Here is a 17011-nt window from a genome sequence, read left to right as displayed (position 1 = left end):
TTACTGGTTGCCGCAGGCGGACGCGTTGTCCAGCCAGGGCAGGTCGTGTCCCATCCGGTCCCGCTTGGTCCGCAGGTACCGGAGATTGTGTTCGCCCGCCTTGATGGGCATCGGCTCCCGCCCGGTGACGGTCAGGCCGTGCTCGACGAGCGCCGAGGTCTTCTCGGGGTTGTTGGTCATCAGCCGCAGGCTGTGCACCCCCAGGTCCTCCAGGATCTGGGCGCCCGCGGCGTAGTCGCGCGCGTCGGCGGGGAGTCCGAGTTCGAGATTGGCGTCCAGCGTGTCCCGGCCGCGCTCCTGCAGTTCGTAGGCGCGCAGCTTGGACAGCAGGCCGATACCGCGCCCCTCGTGTCCGCGCAGGTAGACGACGACGCCGCGGCCCGCGTCGGTGATCTTGGCCATGGAGGCTTCCAGCTGGGGGCCGCAGTCGCAGCGCTGGGAGCGGAAGATGTCGCCGGTGAGGCACTCGGAGTGGACCCGGACCAGGACGTCTTCACCGTCGCCGATCTCGCCGTGCACCAGGGCGACGTGTTCGATGCCGTCGACGGTCGAGCGGTACCCGTAGGCGGTGAACTCACCGAAGACGGTGGGCAGCTGGACGGTCGCCTCGCGGCGGACCGTCGGTTCGGAGCTGCGGCGGTAGGCGATCAGGTCCTCGATGGAAATGATCGTGAGGCCGTGCTTGCGGGCGAACGGGATGAGCTCGGGCAGCCGCAGCATCACGCCGTCCTCGCCGGCGATCTCGACGATCGCGCCGGCCGGGCGCAGGCCGGCCAGCCTGGCCAGGTCGACGGCCGCCTCGGTGTGCCCGTTGCGTACCAGCACGCCGCCGGCCTTGGCGCGCAGCGGGAAGACGTGTCCGGGCCGTACGAAATCCCCCGCCTCGGCCCGGCCGCCGGCGAGCAGCCGAAGGGTGGTGGCCCGGTCCGCCGCGGAGATGCCGGTGCTGACGCCGTGTGCGGTGCCCGCGTCGACGGAGACGGTGAAGGCCGTCTGCATGGACTCGGTGTTGTGCGCGACCATCTGCGGCAGGTCGAGCCGTTCGAGCTCCGCGCCTTCCATGGGTGCGCAGATGAGACCGCGGCATTCGTTCATCATGAAGGCGATGATCTCGGGGGTCGCCATCTCCGCGGCGATCACCAGGTCACCCTCGTTCTCCCGGTCCTCGTCGTCGACGACGACCACCGGACGGCCTGCCGCGATGTCGCGGACGGCCTGCTCGACGGAGTCGAGGGAGAGATCCTCGGTGTTGTCGGTCGAGTACCAGACGGGCTGCGCAGTCATACTGCTGCTCCTTCGATGGCGGGCCCGGCGCTCGTACGGGAGCGGAGCCACCAGTCGCGCAGGCCCCAGAGGACGAGCGCGCCGTAGACGACATAGATGAGGCCGGAGAAGGCGAGGCCACTGTGGAAGTTGAGCGGGACGCCGACCAGGTCGACGAGCAGCCAGGCGAGCCAGAACTCGACCAGGCCGCGTGCCTGGGCGACCATCGCGACCACCGTGCCGACGAAGATGTACGCGTCCGCCCACGGGCTCCAGGAGAGCGAGGGGAAGGCGGTGAACAGGCCCCCGACCGCCAGGGTTCCGAGGACGGCGCCCAGCAGGAGATAGCCGCGCTCGTGGAGGCGGGCGAAACGGACGGCGACGGCGCCGTCCTGGTCCTGCTGCCGGCCGGAGCTCCAGCGCTGCCAGCCCCAGACCGCCACCGCGATGACCACGATCTGCTTGCCGACGCCGCCCGCCTGCTGCACCGAGACATTGGCGGCGACGAGGATCAGCCCGGACAGGAACTGGGCGGGCCAGGTCCAGATGGACCGCCGCCAGCCGAGGGCGAGAGCTGCCAGACCGATGGTGTTGCCGAGCATGTCCGACCAGATGATGTGCTGGCCGACGGCGGTGAAGGCTTCGGTGTTCAGCCAGGACAGGGCGCTCATGCGGTCGGTCCTCCGATGCCGGTGGCGGCGCTCGCCGGGACGCCGGGCACCGCGCCGGCGCCGAGCAGCCGCTCGACGTACTTGGCGAGCACGTCCACCTCCAGGTTGACCGGGTCGCCCGGCTGCTTGATACCGAGCGTGGTCAGCGCGAGGGTGGTCGGGATGAGGCTGATGGTGAAGTGATCGGAGCCGGCGTCGACCACGGTGAGGCTGACCCCGTCGACGGTGATCGAGCCCTTCTCGACGACGTAGCGGGTGAGGTCGGCGGGCAGCGAGACCTTCACGATCTCCCAGTTCTCGGAGAGCTTGCGCTCGACGATGGTGCCGGTGCCGTCCACATGGCCCTGCACCAGATGCCCACCGAGCCGGCCGCCGAGCGCCATCGGCCGTTCCAGGTTGACGCGGGAGCCCACCTCGAGTGCCCCGAGGCTGGAGCGGTTGAGGGTCTCGGCCATGACGTCGGCGGTGAACTCGCCGCTGCCGAAGTCGACCACGGTGAGACAGACGCCGTTGACGGCGATCGAGTCGCCGTGCTGGGCGCCGTCGGTGACGACGGGTCCGCGCAGGCGGAAGCGGGAGGCGTCGCCGAGGTTCTCGACGGCGGTGACCTCACCCAGTTCTTCGACAATTCCGGTGAACACGGCGCTCAGCGCTCCTCAGGAGTGGCGGTGATCCGCAGATCGGTGCCGATGCGTACGGTCTCGGTGATCGTGAGCCGCAACGCTTCGGTGATGGTGGTGATTCCGGCATCGGCGAGTGCGGCGGGGCCCGCGCCGATGAGTACGGGGGCGAGATAGCCGACGACCCGGTCGACGGCTCCGGCCGCGACGAAGGCCCCGGCCAGGGTCGGTCCGCCCTCGAGGAGGACCGAGCGGACGCCGCGCTCGTGGAGCGCCGCGAGCAGCGCCCGGATATCGAGCCCGCCGGCGCCTCGGGGCAGATGTACGACGTCGGGCAGGTCGGTGGGTACGCCGTCGGCGACCGCGATCAGGGTCGGTGCCGCGTCGTCGAGGACGCGGGCGCCCGGCACGACCGCCGAGGCTCCGGTGTCGACGACCACCCGCAGCGGCTGGGTGACGCCTTCGGTGCCGCGTACGGCGAGGTGCGGGTCGTCCGCGCGGGCGGTGCCCGATCCGACGACGACCGCGTCCGACTCGGCGCGCAGCCGGTGGACGTCGGCGCGCGACTCGGGCGAGGTGATCCACCGGCTGGAGCGGTCGGCGGCCGCGATGCGGCCGTCCAGGGATGCCGCGTACTTCCAGGTGACATGGGGACGGCCGAGGCGTACGGAGGTGAGCCAGGCGGCGTTGCCCGCTTCGGCCTCGGCGGTGAGAACCCCGGCCGTCACCTCGACCCCGGCCGCGCGCAGGGTGTCGGCACCCCCGGTGGCCTGCGGGTTCGGGTCGCCCACCGCGTAGACGACGTGGGCGATGCCCGCGTCGATGAGCGCCTGGGCGCAGGGGCCGGTGCGGCCGGTGTGGTTGCAGGGTTCGAGAGTGACGTACGCGGTGCCGCCACCGGCCCGTCCGTCTGCTGCTGCGAGCGCGTTCACCTCGGCGTGCGGGCCGCCGGCCCGCTGGTGGAAGCCTTCGCCCACGATCTCGCCCGCGGCATCGAGGATGACGCAGCCGACGATCGGATTGGGGCTGGTGGAGCCGAGTCCGCGGGCGGCGAGCTCGATGGCTCGGCGCATGGCATTCGCGTCCACGGATGCGGCAGCTACGGATGCCGCGTTCACGGTGGCCACCGGGTCCTCCTGCCTTTTCGGGCACGGACTCCGGGGCCTGTCGATGACGACAGAGAGCGGGAACACACGGGGCGCCGATGCGGAAGGTGAGTCACGTCCTGGGACGTGTCACCGACCACGGCGTACCCATACGGCCCGCCGCGCACTGCCTCCCATCCGGACTTTCACCGTCGGTCCAGGAATTTCACCTGGTCAACCGGCCGCTGGATGCGGACGGGTCGCGGACTATAACCGCCGGTTCGGAATTACACCGACCCCGGAGTGCGCTGCTACTGGTACAGGGCAAGTCTGCCACGTCCGGCCATCGGCCATGCGGGCGATCACTGTGGGGTGGCTCACAGACAGGCGCCGAACGGCTGCCGTGCCGTCCCGGCCGGTTGCCTCTCAGCCGCTGAACAACTCGTCCTGAGCGGCGTCCCGCGCCGTCAGCAGCGCCCCGCGCAGTACCGCACCACCGCCCAGGATCCCGGCCCTGACCTCCGTGTGCAGAGGCGAGAGCCGTGCCAGGTGAGCGCCGACCCGGGCGGCGAGCGCCGCGCCGCCGGCCTCGCCGACCTCGCCTGCGAGCACCACGCATCCGGGGTCGAGCACGGCCGCCACCGCCGCGACGCCGACCGCGATACGGGTGGCGAGCTCGTCCAGGAAGCGCTCACCGGGTTCCCCGGCGGACGGTGCGGCCCGCACCAGGGCCGCAGCAGCCGGTTCCTGCGCGGCGGGGGCGGCGTCGATGCCGTGCTCGGCGCCGAGCACGCAGATCCCGGCGCTGCCCACCAGGGCGTGAAATCCGTCGTCGCAGCTGGTGGCCGACGGCAGCCCGCCCGAGCCGGGCACCGGGAGAAACCCGAGTTCACCGGCGCCGCCCGAGGCTCCACGGCGGATTCTGCCCTCCAGTACGACGGCGGCCCCCACCCCGTGACCGAGCCAGAGCAGGACGAACGTGCCGATGCCGCGGGCGGCTCCGCTGCGCTGTTCGGCGATGGCCGCGAGGTTGGTCTCGTTCTCCACCAGCACCGTGGCGGGCAGCCGTTGCTGGAGAGCGATGACGAGCTTGCGATGCCAGGCGGGCAGGCCGGTGGTGGCCCGCAGCTCGCCGGTCACCGGGTCGATGAGCCCCGGGGCCCCGACGCCGACGCTGTGCAGCCGGGTCACGCCTGCCGCGTGCGCCGTGCGTTCGAGCAGCGCGACCGCCTGTTCCACGGCGGGCCCGGTACCGGTGTCCCGGCCGATCGGCAGCGTCGCCTCGGCGAGGGTGGCGCCGAGCAGGTCGGTCACGACGACGGCGACGCTTCCGGTCCGTACGTCGAGAGCGGCGAGGTGCGCCCGGTCGGCCACGATGCCGTAGAGCCGGGCGTTGGGACCGCGGCGCTGGGCACCCGACTCGCCGACGACCGTGATGAGCCCGGCGCCCTGCAGTCGCTCCACGAGATCGGCGACGCTCGGGCGCGAGAGACCGGTGAGCGTTTTCAGTTGACCTGCCGTCAACGGCCCTTCGTCCCGGAGGAGGTGGAGGGCGATCCGGTCGTTGATGGCCCGGGCGGTGCTCGAGGATGCGGGCATGCCGGGATCCTTCCAGATCTATTTATCAGGCAGGTTACCTGATAGTTTTCTGCCGCATCAGGGTCCGGCACAGCGAAGCCAACAGAACGGGACCGTGACCACGAGACCCGGGGAGGGTGCATGACCGGCGGAACGGGCTTCAGCCGACAGACGCTGAAGCGGGGGCGGTACGCACTGGCCGCGGTGTTCTGCGTACATGGCGCCGTCACCGGCAGTTTCGCCACCCGCATCCCGTGGATCCAGGAACACGCCGGTGTCAGCGCCGGGCAACTCGGCCTCGCCCTGGCCTTTCCGGCCATCGGCTCCGTCCTGCTCATGCCGGTGTCCGGTGCGATCACCCACCGCTTCGGTGCCCGCCGGGCGCTCAGCGGGCTGCTCGCGCTGTGGACGCTGGCGCTGGCGCTGCCCGCCTTCTCGCCGAATCTGCTCACGCTCTGTGCGGCGCTTTTCGTCTACGGCGCCACGGCGGGCATGGCGGACGTGGCGATGAACGCGCTGGGCGTCGAGACCGAGAACCGTCTGGGCCGGTCGATCATGTCGGGTCTGCACGGTATGTGGAGCGCGGGCGCGCTGCTCGGATCGGCGGCCGGCACGGTGGCCGCCCACCTCGGCAGTGACAGCCGCGTGCATCACTGCGTGGCCGCCGCGGTCCTCACCGTGCTGGGTTTGGTGGCATGCCGGAATGTGCTCGATGTGCGGAGCGCCCCGGGTGGGGCGGCGCCGCCACGGTTCGCGCTGCCGCCGAGGTCGGCACTGATCATCGGCGCGGTCGGGTTCTGCGCGGTCTTCGCCGAGGGCGGCAGCCTCGACTGGTCGGCGGTCTTCCTGCGGGACACCCTGGACACCTCGCCGGGCCTGGCCGCCGCTTCCACCACTGCCTTCTCCCTGACCATGGCCCTGGCCCGGCTCGCCGGCGACCGGGTGGTGGACCGCTTCGGCGCGGTGCGGACCGTGCGGGCCGGCGGCGTGCTCGCGACGCTCGGCGGGCTGCTGGTCGTGCTGGCGCCCGACGCACCGGCCGCCATGGCCGGTTTCGCGCTGATCGGCCTCGGCGTGGCGGTCGTCGTCCCCCTGGCGTTCGCGGCGGCCGGCCGGAGCGGGCCCCGTCCGAGCCAGGCCATCGCGGGTGTCGCCACCATCACCTACACCTCCGGGCTCGTGGCGCCGTCGGCGATCGGCGGAATCGCCAACGCGACCTCCCTGGTGCAGTCTTTCGTCCTGGTGACCGTGCTGGCGTTCGGCCTGGTGCTGGGGGCGGGGGTACTCCGTCCGGCCGCCGGGGCCACGACGGCGAAGGGTTACCCCGCCGAAGCGGAAGTTCCCGGTCCGCGCCCTTGAGGCGCTCCCGCTTCCCGGGGCAAAGAGGATGCTCCGGTTCCGCATAACATGACCCGGCGTACGCCGGATGGCGTAGGCCGGCGGAGAACCCGCTCCGGGCCGGGGCCCGGCAGTACAGAGCATGAGGAGCAGGACCATGGCGGGCTTCGGCTGGAAGCTGCACGGCGACGGCAAGACCCTCGCACCCGGCGAAGTCGTCAAACCGGATGAGCGGCTCACCTGGGGACGCACCGCGGGACTCGGTGCCCAGCACGTGGTCTCGATGATCGGCGCCTGTTTCGTCGCACCGGTCCTGATGGGCCTGGACCCCAATCTCGCCGTGATGGCCTCCGGCGTGGCCACCGTCTTCTTTCTGCTCGCCACCCGCGGCCGCATCCCGAGCTATCTCGGCAGCAGCCTGTCCTTCGTCGGGGTGGCCGCGGTCATCAAGACGCAGGGCGGCGACATCGCCACGCTCACCGGAGCCCTGCTCGTCGTCGGCGCGGCGCTCTTCCTGTGCGGAGCGGCCGTCCGGGCGCTCGGCGCGCGCATCATCCATGCGGTGCTGCCGCCTGCCGTCACCGGCGCCGTCGTGATGCTGATCGGCTTCAACCTGGCCCCGGTGACGGCGGGAACCTACTGGCCGCAGGACCAGTGGACCGCGCTGCTCACCATGCTCTTCACCGGTTTCGCCCTGGTGGTGCTGCGCGGTTTCTGGTCCCGGGTGGCGATCTTCCTCGGGCTGGTCTTCGGCTATGGGATCTCCTGGCTCTCCGACCGGATCTTCGGCCGGATCCACTCGGCCACCGGCGCGGGGGCCGCCACCGACCACTGGCGGCTCGACCTCTCCGGAGTGGGCCATGCGCAGTGGATCGGCCTTCCCTCGTTCCACGCCCCGAACTTCTCGCTCTCGGCCGTGCTGGTGGCTCTGCCCGTCGTGGTCGCACTGATCGCCGAGAACGCCGGGCACGTCAAGGCGGTCGGTGAGATGACCGGCGATCCGCTCGACGACCGGCTCGGCGGTGCGATCATGGCCGACGGCGCGGCCACCGTGCTCTCCACCGCCGTCGGCGGCCCGGCGACCACCACGTACGCCGAGAACATCGGCGTGATGGCGGCCACCCGCGTCTACTCCACCGCCGCCTACTGGTGCGCGGCCGGCTTCGCCATCCTCTTCGGCCTCTGCCCGAAGTTCGGCGCCGTCGTCGCCGCGATTCCGGGCGGGGTACTCGGCGGGATCACGGTCATCCTCTACGGCATGATCGGGCTTCTCGGCGCTCAGATCTGGATCCGCGCCCGCGTCGACCTCGCCAATCCGCTGCACCTGGTGCCCGTCGCCGCCGGCCTGATCATCGGTATCGGCAATGTGAGCCTGAAGTTCACGGACAATTTCCAGCTCAGCGGCATCGCCCTCGGCACCCTGATCGTGCTCAGCGGCTATCACGCGCTGCGGGCGCTGGCCCCGTCGCATCTGACGCGGGAGGCACCGCTGCTCGATGCCGGGACCTCCACGTATGACCGGGAGCCGCAGGAGCCACAGTAGTTTTTGGTACGGACCTGCGCCGGAAGTGTTGACGCCTTCTCACCGCGGCCATTAAATCGAGCCGTGAACTAAGCCATGAGGTAAGCACCTGCATGACAGGTGCATGACCTTCCGTGAGTCGCGACCAAGGAGTCCGGCATGTCGGCTTCAGCCCCCCACAGACATCTCCGCCCGCTCACTCTGCTCGCATCGGCCGCGCTGCTGCTCGGCAGCTGGCTGCCGCAGGCCGCGTCTCCGGATACGGCGCACTCCCCCGGCGTCGCCCCGGCCGCGGCGACCGCCACGTTCACCGACGATTTCAACGGCCCCGCGGGCAGCGCGGTCGACAGCTCCAAGTGGGGCTACGAGACCGGCGACAACGTCAACAACCACGAGCGGGAGTACTACACGAGCGGCACCCACAATGCCGCCCTCGACGGCCAGGGCAACCTGGTCATCACCGCCCGCAAGGAGAACCCGGCCAACTACCAGTGCTGGTACGGCACCTGTCAGTACACCTCGGCGCGGCTCTCCACCCCGACGAAGTTCACCCAGGCCTACGGCCACTTCGAGACGCGGATGAAACTCCCGCGCGGCCAGGGCATGTGGCCGGCGTTCTGGATGCTCGGCAACGACATCGGAACCGCCGGGTGGCCGAACAGCGGTGAGATCGACGTCATGGAGAACGTCGGCTTCGAACCCGGCAGCGTGCACGGCACGATCCACGGCCCCGGCTACTCCGGTTCGGGTGGCATCGGCGCCGGATACACCCTCCCCAACGGCCAGAGCTTCTCCGACGGCTTTCACACCTTCGCCGTCGACTGGGCCCCCGGCTCGATCTCCTGGTCCGTCGACGGCCAGGTGTACGAGACCCGTACACCCGCCGATCTGAACGGTAACCGCTGGGTGTTCGACCACCCCTTCTACCTCATCATGAACCTGGCCGTGGGCGGCTACTGGCCCGGCGACCCGGACGGCAACACCTCCTTCCCGCAGCAACTGGTCGTCGACTACGTCCACGTCACCACCGGCGACAGCTCGAGCGGCGGAACCGCCCACCCCATCACCGGCATCGGCGGCATGTGCGTCGACGTGGCGGGGGCGAGCAGCGCCAACGGCACCCCCATCCAGCTCCACAACTGCACCGGAAACGCCGCCCAGTCCTGGACGGCGGGCTCGGACGGGACACTGCGCGCACTCGGCAAGTGCCTGGACGTCACCGCGGCGGGCACCGCCAACGGCACCCCGGTGCAGCTCTACGACTGCAACGGCACCGGGGCCCAGAAGTGGACCCTCACCGCCGCGCACGACATCGTCAATCCGGCCGCGAACAAGTGCCTCGACGCGACCGGCAACAGCTCGGCCGACGGCACCAGGCTGCAGATCTGGGACTGCAGCGGAGGCGCCAACCAGAAGTGGCAGATGACCGGCTGACCGCCCCCGGAAGCCGGCCGTTCCGCGTCCCGGGCGGCCGGCTTCCCCCGTTCTGAGGAAGTACGGGCGTCGCGCCACCCGTGGGCGCCGGAGTGCTGCCAGGCTGTGCGCATGGCGAAGACGGAACGTTCCGCGACGCGGCCCGGCCTCGGTGTGCCGACGGTCCTCGACGAGCCGACGGTCGACGGTGTGGTGGCCCGCATGCGTGCCTTCCGCGCGTCCTGGCCCCCTGCGGACGGTGTCGCCGTCTTCAACCAGGTCTACCTGACGGTCACCGAGGAGATCGGCCGGCGCATCGACGTCCGGGAGTTCGCCTGGCGCCGCTCGGCGGAGACGCTGGATGTGCTGTTCGCTGAGCGCTATCTCGCCGCGGTGGAAGCAGCGGCCGACGGACGGCGGCCGCCCGCCTGCTGGCGGCCGCTCTTCCAGTACCGGCACCATCCGGGGGTCCGTCCGCTGCAGTTCGCACTGGCCGGGATCAACGCCCACATCGGGCATGATCTGGCCCTCGCCGTGGTGGACAGCTGCCAGCTGCTCGGCTGCGACCCGGCCGAACTCGAAGGGGAATTCGACCGGGTCGGCGATGTCCTGGTGCTGCTGGAGGAACGGGTCCGCGAGGACCTGATGCCCGGCCCGGATCTCCTGGAGATCGCCGACCCCCTCACCCACCTGCTCGGATCCTGGAGCCTGGAGCGAGCCAGGGACGCCGCCTGGTCGGCGGCGCGGATCCTCTGGGGCCTGCGCGGACTGCCCCAGCTGGCCGAGGAGTTCAGAGACCGGATGGACTCGGGGATCGGCCTGGTCGGACGGTACCTGCTGACCCCATTGGGCTGATGTATCGGACCGGGTCAGTCTTCCGGCAGCTCCACCGGCGCGATGTCGTCGAAGACGTCCCCCGGCCCGGGGTTCGTCGCGTCCGTCGCCCCGCCGAACTGCGTCATCACACCCCACACGGCGTTGAGCGCTGTCTGCACGGCGCCCTCGGCCCAGCCGGCCGTCCAGGAGATGTCATCACCGGCGAGGAAGATCCCGCGCTTGTCCTCCGGCAGCCGGTCCTGCATGAAGTGGGTGAACAACCGCCGCTGATAGCGGTAGTGACCGGGCAGGTTGGCCTTGAAGGCGCCCATGAAGTACGGCTCGTTCTCCCAGGAGACGGTGACCGGGTTGCCGATGACATGGCGGCGGATGTCGACCTTCGGGTAGATCTCGCCCAGCGACTTGAGCATGACCTCCATCCGCTCGTTCGCGGAGAGCGGCAGCCACTTCAGGCTGTCGTCGCACCAGGTGTACGAGAGGCAGATGGTGGCGGCCTTGTCCGGCCCGTCGTCCAGCAGATACGTGCCGCGGGTCATCCGGTCGGTGAGCGTCATGCTCATGGTGTCCCGGCCGGTTTCCTCGTCCTTGTCCAGCCAGAACGGCCGGTCCACGGGCACGAACAGCTTCGAAGACTCCATGTAGTGCGTGCGCTCCATCGCCGTCCAGTGGTCGATGGGGAAGAGTGAGTCGTCGCAGGCGATCTTGGAGAGCAGCATCCACGACTGGGCGGTGAACACCACCGCGCGGTACGTACGGATATCTCCGTCCGTGTCCGTCACGGTGATCCGGTTTCCCGCGGTGCGGTGCAGCCGGGTCACGGCCGGGCGCGGCTCGCCGCCGTGCAGCGAGGAGAGCGAGGTGCCCCGCTCCCAGTGGACGAGCTTCTGCGGCTCGCGCGTCCAGAGCCGCAGCGGGAGCTGCTGGCTGCCGCCGACGATGCCGCGGTGGTCGTCGTCCGCGCCGGTGTAGACGACGCGCAGAATCTCCAGGATCGAGTTCGGGAAGTCGGTGTCCCAGCCACCGGTACCGAAGCCGACCTGGCCGAAGATCTCCCGGTGCCGGAAGGACCTGAAGGACGGGGAGTCGCAGAGGAAGCCGTAGAAGGTCTGGTTGTCGAGCTTCTCGACGAGCTGCGCCCAGATCGTGCGGATCGTGGGGATGTCGCGTTCGCGGATCGCCCGCTGCATGTCGGAGAAGTCGGCGCCGTCCTCCAGACAGGCGTTCCAGGCATGCATGACCTGGTGGTAGACCTCGGGCAGGTCGTCCACCGAAGTGGCGTAGTGCGTTTCACCCTTCAGGTCGACGACGGTCGACGGGGTGTCCGCGGCCAGCGGGTTGGGGAACGGCTTGGTCTCCAGGCCCGCCAGGTCGATGTAGTGCTGCAGCGCGGTGGAGCACGGCGGGAAGCGCATGGCGCCCATCTCCGCCGTCAGGTTCTCGTCGCAGCCCTCGAAGCCGACGGTCCGGAGCCGGCCGCCGATCCGGTCCGCCTCGTAGACGACGGGCTTGAGGCCCATCTTCATCAGCTCGTACGCGGTGACGATACCGGACAGGCCACCGCCGATGACCGCGACCTCGGCGCCGTGCTCGGTCGCGGGTATCTGGCCGAGACCGGCCGGATGGGCCAGGTAGTCGTCGTACGCGTACGGGAAGTCCGGTCCGAACATGGTGATCGGCGGCTCGGCCTGGGCCTCGGCGTGCTGCTCGTCGTGGACGGCGGTGGGCACCGTGGACGTCATCGGCTGAACTCTCCTACTGGAAAAGGTGGCTGGGGGCTTGCGTCCGCCGGGGAAGTACGGCGCTTCCGGGGCTCAGACGAGCGTGGTGTACAGCTCGGGGCGGCGGTCGTTCAGATAGGTGTTCTCGGCGCGGGACGCCCGCAGGAAGCCCGGGTCGACATCGGCGATCACCAGCTCCTCGCCCGCGCCGGCCCGCGCCCGTACGGTTCCGTCGGGCCCGGCGACGCAGCTCATGCCCGCGAAGCTGAACTCGCCCTCGGTGCCGCTGCGGTTGGCGTAGGCGATGTAGAGCTGGCTCTCCCAGGCGCGGGCCGGGATGACCGTCTGCGGGACGATCTCGTACGGGCGCATCAGCGCGGTCGGCGCGAGCAGCAGTTCGGTGCCTGCCAGGGCGTGTGCCCGCACGGGCTCCGGGAACTCCACGTCGTAGCAGATCAGCAGGCCCAGGCGCAGGCCGCCGAGGTCGGCCTGCACGACGGGCTCGTCGCCGGGCGTGAAGTAGGTGGTCTCGAAGGCGCCGAAGAGATGGGCCTTTCGGTAGTTCGCCAGCCGGGCGCCGTCCGGGCCGATCAGCTGCAGGGCGTTGAAGACGGCGTCCCGCTCGCGTTCCGGATAGCCGTAACCGATGGCGAGGCCGTGTTCGGCGGCGACGGCGGCAACGGCTTCGGCGCCGGGGCCGTCCGCCGGCTCGGCGCGCTCCAGGACCCCGGCACCGAGCGCGTAGCCGGTGAGGTACAGCTCGTTGGTGAGCAGCAGCCGGGCGCCCGCATCGGCGGCGCGCCGGGCGGCTCCGGCCAGCGCGGCCAGGGTGACCGAGGTGGTGTCGGGGACGCCGGCGGGGCCTTGGTACAGCGCGATGCGCAGCGGCGCCATGGGACCTCTTCAACTGAGACGGGTGAGGGTGACACGAGGGAGGGAGGAGACGTTTCGACGCTACGGGGCGGGCCGCCGGCCGGACAAGCCGCCACCGTTGCGCAGCTGCGCCGCATTCATTGCGCGTTGCGCGGCCTCCGCGTCGATTCGTTGCGCGGGTCCGCTGCGGCTGCCTCAGGCGGGGGCGCCGGAGCTGAACCGGCGCAGCAGTGGCGAGAGCACCAGGACCGACCTCGTACGTTCCACGAACGGCTCCCCGGCGATCCGTTCCAGCACCCGCTCGAAATGGCGCATGTCGGAGGCGAAGACCTGGACGATGGCGTCCGCGTCACCGGTGACGGTGGACGCGGAGGCGACTTCCGGATAGCGGGAGAGGCCGCGGTGGATCGACTCGGGGGAGGTGTTCCGGCGGCAGTAGATCTCGATGAACCCCTCGGTCTTCCAGCCGAGAGCCGCCGGGTCCACCCGGACGGTGAATCCGGTGATGGCCCCCTCGGCGCGCAGCCTGTCCACGCGCCGCTTGACGGCGGGCGCGGACAGGCCGACCTCCGTACCGATGTCGGCATAGGAGCGTCGCGCGTCCTGGGCGAGGGCGTGCACGATGCGCTGGTCGAGGTCGTTCATCTGTCGCACTGCGGCTGGTTCACTTCTCTGCTGGTGCCTGCGGGGCTTCCCGGGCGGGCAGGTCCTCACGGCCGAGCCGGGACCTGCGCATCCCGTATCCGAAGTAGAACACGAGCCCGACGATCATCCAGCCTCCGAAGACCAACCAGGTGACCAGGGAGAGGCTGCCCATCATGTACACGCACAGCAGGAAGCCGATCGCCGGAAATACCGGCGCGAGCGGGACCCGGAACGTCCGGTGCATGTCCGGGCGGGTCCGGCGCAGCACGATGACCGCGATATTGACCAGGCCGAAGGCGAAGAGGGTGCCGATGCTGGTGGCGTCGGCCAGCTGGCCGAGCGGAATGGCGGCGGCGAGGACGCCGCAGAACAGGGACACGACGACGGTATTGGTGCGCGGCACGCCGGTGGGCGCGTGGACCCGGGAGAAGACCTTCGGTACGAGTCCGTCGCGGGACATCGCGAAGAGGATGCGGGTCTGCCCGTACAGCACGGTCAGCACGACACTGGCGATGGCGACCACCGCACCGGCCGCGAGCAGTACGGCCCAGAAGCTCTGACCGGTGACGTCCTTCATGATCCCGGCGAGTGCGGCCTCCGATCCCTCGAAGCCCTTCCAGGGCATCGCACCGACCGCGACGGCCGCCACCAGGACGTACAGCGCGGTGACGATCAGCAGCGACAGCATGATCGCGCGCGGCAGGTCGCGCTTGGGGTTCTTGGCCTCTTCGCCCGCGGTGGACGCGGCGTCGAATCCGATGTACGAGAAGAACAGAGTGGCGCCGGCGGCGCTGACGCCCCCGATGCCCAGCGGCATGAAGGGCTTGTAGTTGCCCGCCCGGATGCCGGTGAACGCGACCGCACAGAAGAGCAGCAGGGCCACGATCTTCACGCCCACCATGATGGTGTTCACCCGGGCGCTTTCCCGAGCGCCGCCCAGCAGGAAGGCCATGCAGAGCAGGACCACGAGCAGCGCCGGGAGGTTGAACACGCCGCCTTCGCCGGGCGGATTGGCGAGTGCGGCGGGGATGGTGACGCCGATGGTGCCGTCGAGCAGTTCGTTGAGGTACTGCCCCCAGCCAACGGCCACGGCCGCCACGGACACGCCGTACTCGAGGATCAGACACCAGCCACAGACCCAGGCGACGAGTTCCCCGAGTGTCGCGTACGCGTAGGAGTAGGAGGACCCGGAAACCGGGATGGTGCCCGCCAGCTCCGCGTACGACAGGGCCGAGAACAGCGCGGTGATTCCGGCGATGACGAACGAGATGACCACGGCGGGTCCGGCCTTCGGCACGGCCTCGCCGAGCACCACGAAGATTCCGGTGCCCAGGGTGGCGCCGATGCTGATCATCGTCAGCTGCCACATGCCGAGCGAGCGCCGCAGCGAGCCGCCCTGTCCCTGGCCCCCCTCGGCGACAAGAAGCTCGACCGGTTTGCGGCGCACCAGGCGGGCGCCGAAGCCGACGGGGGCCCGTCGGGTGGCGACCGCGTCCTGCGCGGCGGATGGCGCTGTGCCCTGATCCAACACTGAGGTGGCTCCTTGATCGCTGCCGGTCCGGCGACAAGGACCCGCGGCGGACACCGACCGCGCGCATGCCGATGTTCACAGGCAACCCGCATGTGGGGGACCGCCGAGCAGGCGGTCCCCGCCACTCCACGTACTGCGCAAGACCCTACGAGGTGGGTGAGTGCGCCCGTAATGCATCAATCTTGCGCATCGGCGCACGATCGTTGCGCAGGGACGGAGCGGACGGACAATCGTTGCTTCGCCGTATCAACCGAGCCGGCCCCCGCACACCTGCGGGGGCCGGCATCGAACGAGGGCCGGGACGGTCAGCCCCAACTGGCGTGCAGCGGCATACCCTCGGCATATCCGGCGGCGCTCTGTACGCCGACCACGGCCCGCTCGGCGAACTCCTCCAGGGAGTTGGCGCCGGCGTAGGTGCACGAGGAGCGGACGCCGGCGATGATCGAGTCGATCAGGTCCTCGACGCCCGGGCGCGCCGGGTCGAGGAACATCCGGGAGGTGGAGATGCCCTCCTCGAACAGCCCCTTGCGGGCCCGTTCGTAGGCCGAGTCCTCGCTCGTTCGGTTCCGGACGGCCCGGGCCGACGCCATGCCGAACGACTCCTTGTACCACCGGCCGTCGGCGGACTGCTGGAGATCGCCGGGCGACTCGTACGTACCGGCGAACCAGGAGCCGATCATGACGTTGGACGCGCCGGCGGCCAGCGCCATGGCGACATCGCGCGGGTGCCTGACACCACCGTCGGCCCAGACGTGCTTGCCGAACTTCCGTGCCTCGGTGGCGCATTCGAGCACTGCGGAGAACTGCGGGCGGCCGACACCGGTCATCATCCGGGTGGTGCACATGGCCCCGGGGCCCACACCGACCTTGATGATGTCGGCGCCTGCCTCGATGAGGTCACGCACCCCGTCGGCGGCCACGATGTTGCCGGCCACGATCGGCACCGCGGGGTCGAGTGCACGGACCGCCTTCACCGCGGCGATCATCGACTCCTGGTGTCCGTGCGCGGTGTCCACCACGATGGTGTCGGCGCCCGCGTCGAGAAGCTGCTTCGCCTTGCCCGCGACGTCTCCGTTGATCCCGACGGCGGCGGCGATGCGCAGCCTGCCCTGCGTGTCCACGGCCGGGGTGTACAGGGTGGCGCGCAGCGCGCCCTTACGGGTCAGGATGCCCGCCAGCTTGCCGTCCGCGTCGACCGCGGGGGCGTAGCGGCGGTTGGCCCCGTCGAGCCGGTTGAAGGCCTCCCGCGGGTCGATCTCCGCGTCGAGCAGCAGCAGATCCCTCGACATGACCTCGGAGAGCTGGGTGAAGCGGTCCACGCCGGCCAGGTCCTCGTCGGTGACGACCCCGACCGGCCTGCCCGCGTCGTCGACGACGACTCCGGCGTTGTGCGCCCGCTTGGGCAGCAACGAGAGCGCGTCGGCCACGGTCTGGGAGGGCGCCAGCACGATCGGGGTGTCCAGCACGAGGTGCCGGGTCTTCACCCAGGAGATCACCTCGGTGACGACGTCGATCGGGATGTCCTGCGGAATGACGACGAGCCCACCGCGGCGGGCGACCGTCTCCGCCATGCGCCGGCCGGCGATGGCGGTCATGTTCGCGACGACCAGCGGAATGGTGGTGCCGGTGCCGTCCGGAGCTGCGAGATCGACGGCCAGCCGGGAGCCGACTGCGGAACGGCTCGGCACCATGAACACGTCGTCATACGTGAGGTCGTACGAGGGGCTCAAGCCATTGAGGAAACGCATGCTAACTCTCTCACCTGCGGTTTTACAGAATGGGCGGGCGGGAAGTCAGCGCCGTCCAGCAAGGGATCAGGCTGCGGCTCCTAGGCCATCATCGCCGATGGAGCTGCGCTCTGGCGAGCCACGCCGCTCGCTCTGGACCTTTCGACGGAGTCCCGGGCATGGCGTTGGT

14 protein-coding genes and 1 riboswitch are annotated in these 17011 nt (G+C 70.4%); of the genes, 4 read left to right on the top strand and 10 right to left on the bottom strand.

Annotated features, from left to right (window positions below; all coding sequences use genetic code 11):
* The 5 genes from AB0436_RS25615 to AB0436_RS25595 form a co-directional block, all read right to left on the bottom strand.
* Entirely contained in the window at positions 1-1284 is a 1284-nt protein-coding gene (locus AB0436_RS25615; protein ID WP_366470267.1) for a bifunctional 3,4-dihydroxy-2-butanone-4-phosphate synthase/GTP cyclohydrolase II, read from the bottom strand.
* A complete protein-coding gene (locus AB0436_RS25610) occupies positions 1281-1934 on the bottom strand; it encodes a nicotinamide mononucleotide transporter family protein (RefSeq protein ID WP_366470266.1) in 654 nt (217 codons plus the stop codon). Before AB0436_RS25610 ends, AB0436_RS25615 begins: the two co-directional genes overlap by 4 nt.
* On the bottom strand, positions 1931-2575 hold the full coding sequence (locus AB0436_RS25605; RefSeq protein WP_366470265.1) for a riboflavin synthase: 645 nt from the start codon (positions 2573-2575) through the stop codon (positions 1931-1933). Before AB0436_RS25605 ends, AB0436_RS25610 begins: the two co-directional genes overlap by 4 nt.
* A 5-nt stretch (positions 2576-2580) precedes the next feature.
* Positions 2581-3627 carry a bifunctional diaminohydroxyphosphoribosylaminopyrimidine deaminase/5-amino-6-(5-phosphoribosylamino)uracil reductase RibD gene (ribD, locus tag AB0436_RS25600; protein ID WP_366470318.1) on the bottom strand — a complete coding sequence of 349 codons (1047 nt, stop codon included), beginning with the start codon at positions 3625-3627 and terminating at the stop codon, positions 2581-2583.
* Positions 3628-3819: 192 nt separating this feature from the next.
* Positions 3820-3950: riboswitch (FMN riboswitch) on the bottom strand.
* Positions 3951-4065: 115 nt separating this feature from the next.
* Positions 4066-5238, bottom strand: coding sequence for an ROK family transcriptional regulator (locus AB0436_RS25595; protein WP_366470264.1), 1173 nt, complete (start codon positions 5236-5238; stop codon positions 4066-4068).
* 120 nt (positions 5239-5358) lie between these two features.
* On the opposite strand from AB0436_RS25595, the gene AB0436_RS25590 reads away from it, so the two are divergent.
* The 4 genes from AB0436_RS25590 (at position 5359) to AB0436_RS25575 (ending at position 10345) form a co-directional block, all read left to right on the top strand.
* Positions 5359-6576, top strand: a complete 1218-nt coding sequence (locus AB0436_RS25590) for an MFS transporter (protein WP_366470263.1) — start codon at positions 5359-5361, stop codon at positions 6574-6576.
* 136 nt (positions 6577-6712) lie between these two features.
* Entirely contained in the window at positions 6713-8098 is a 1386-nt protein-coding gene (locus AB0436_RS25585; RefSeq protein ID WP_366470262.1) for a solute carrier family 23 protein, read from the top strand.
* Positions 8099-8236: 138 nt separating this feature from the next.
* Positions 8237-9511: a family 16 glycosylhydrolase gene (locus AB0436_RS25580; protein ID WP_366470261.1), complete on the top strand. Its 1275-nt coding sequence runs from the start codon at positions 8237-8239 to the stop codon at positions 9509-9511.
* A gap of 111 nt (positions 9512-9622) precedes the next feature.
* A complete protein-coding gene (locus AB0436_RS25575) occupies positions 9623-10345 on the top strand; it encodes a DUF5995 family protein (protein ID WP_366470259.1) in 723 nt (240 codons plus the stop codon).
* Positions 10346-10359: 14 nt separating this feature from the next.
* Here the strand turns inward: AB0436_RS25575 and AB0436_RS25570 are convergent, their stop codons facing one another.
* From AB0436_RS25570 to AB0436_RS25550, 5 genes are all read right to left on the bottom strand, one after another.
* A complete protein-coding gene (locus tag AB0436_RS25570; protein ID WP_366470258.1) occupies positions 10360-12066 on the bottom strand; it encodes an NAD(P)/FAD-dependent oxidoreductase in 1707 nt (568 codons plus the stop codon).
* A 72-nt stretch (positions 12067-12138) separates the two neighbouring features.
* Positions 12139-12939, bottom strand: a complete 801-nt coding sequence (locus AB0436_RS25565) for a carbon-nitrogen hydrolase family protein (RefSeq protein WP_366470257.1) — start codon at positions 12937-12939, stop codon at positions 12139-12141.
* 174 nt (positions 12940-13113) lie between these two features.
* A complete protein-coding gene (locus AB0436_RS25560; protein WP_366470255.1) occupies positions 13114-13563 on the bottom strand; it encodes an Lrp/AsnC family transcriptional regulator in 450 nt (149 codons plus the stop codon).
* Between the two features lie 19 nt (positions 13564-13582).
* A complete protein-coding gene (locus AB0436_RS25555; protein WP_366470317.1) occupies positions 13583-15010 on the bottom strand; it encodes an amino acid permease in 1428 nt (475 codons plus the stop codon).
* A gap of 389 nt (positions 15011-15399) precedes the next feature.
* Positions 15400-16842, bottom strand: coding sequence for a GuaB1 family IMP dehydrogenase-related protein (locus AB0436_RS25550; protein WP_366470254.1), 1443 nt, complete (start codon positions 16840-16842; stop codon positions 15400-15402).
* Between the last annotated feature and the right edge of the window lie 169 nt (positions 16843-17011).

This window comes from Streptomyces sp. NPDC051322 (genome assembly GCF_040689485.1).
In the GTDB taxonomy this organism is placed as follows: domain Bacteria; phylum Actinomycetota; class Actinomycetes; order Streptomycetales; family Streptomycetaceae; genus Streptomyces.
This window is presented reverse-complemented; position numbering and strand designations above follow the sequence as displayed.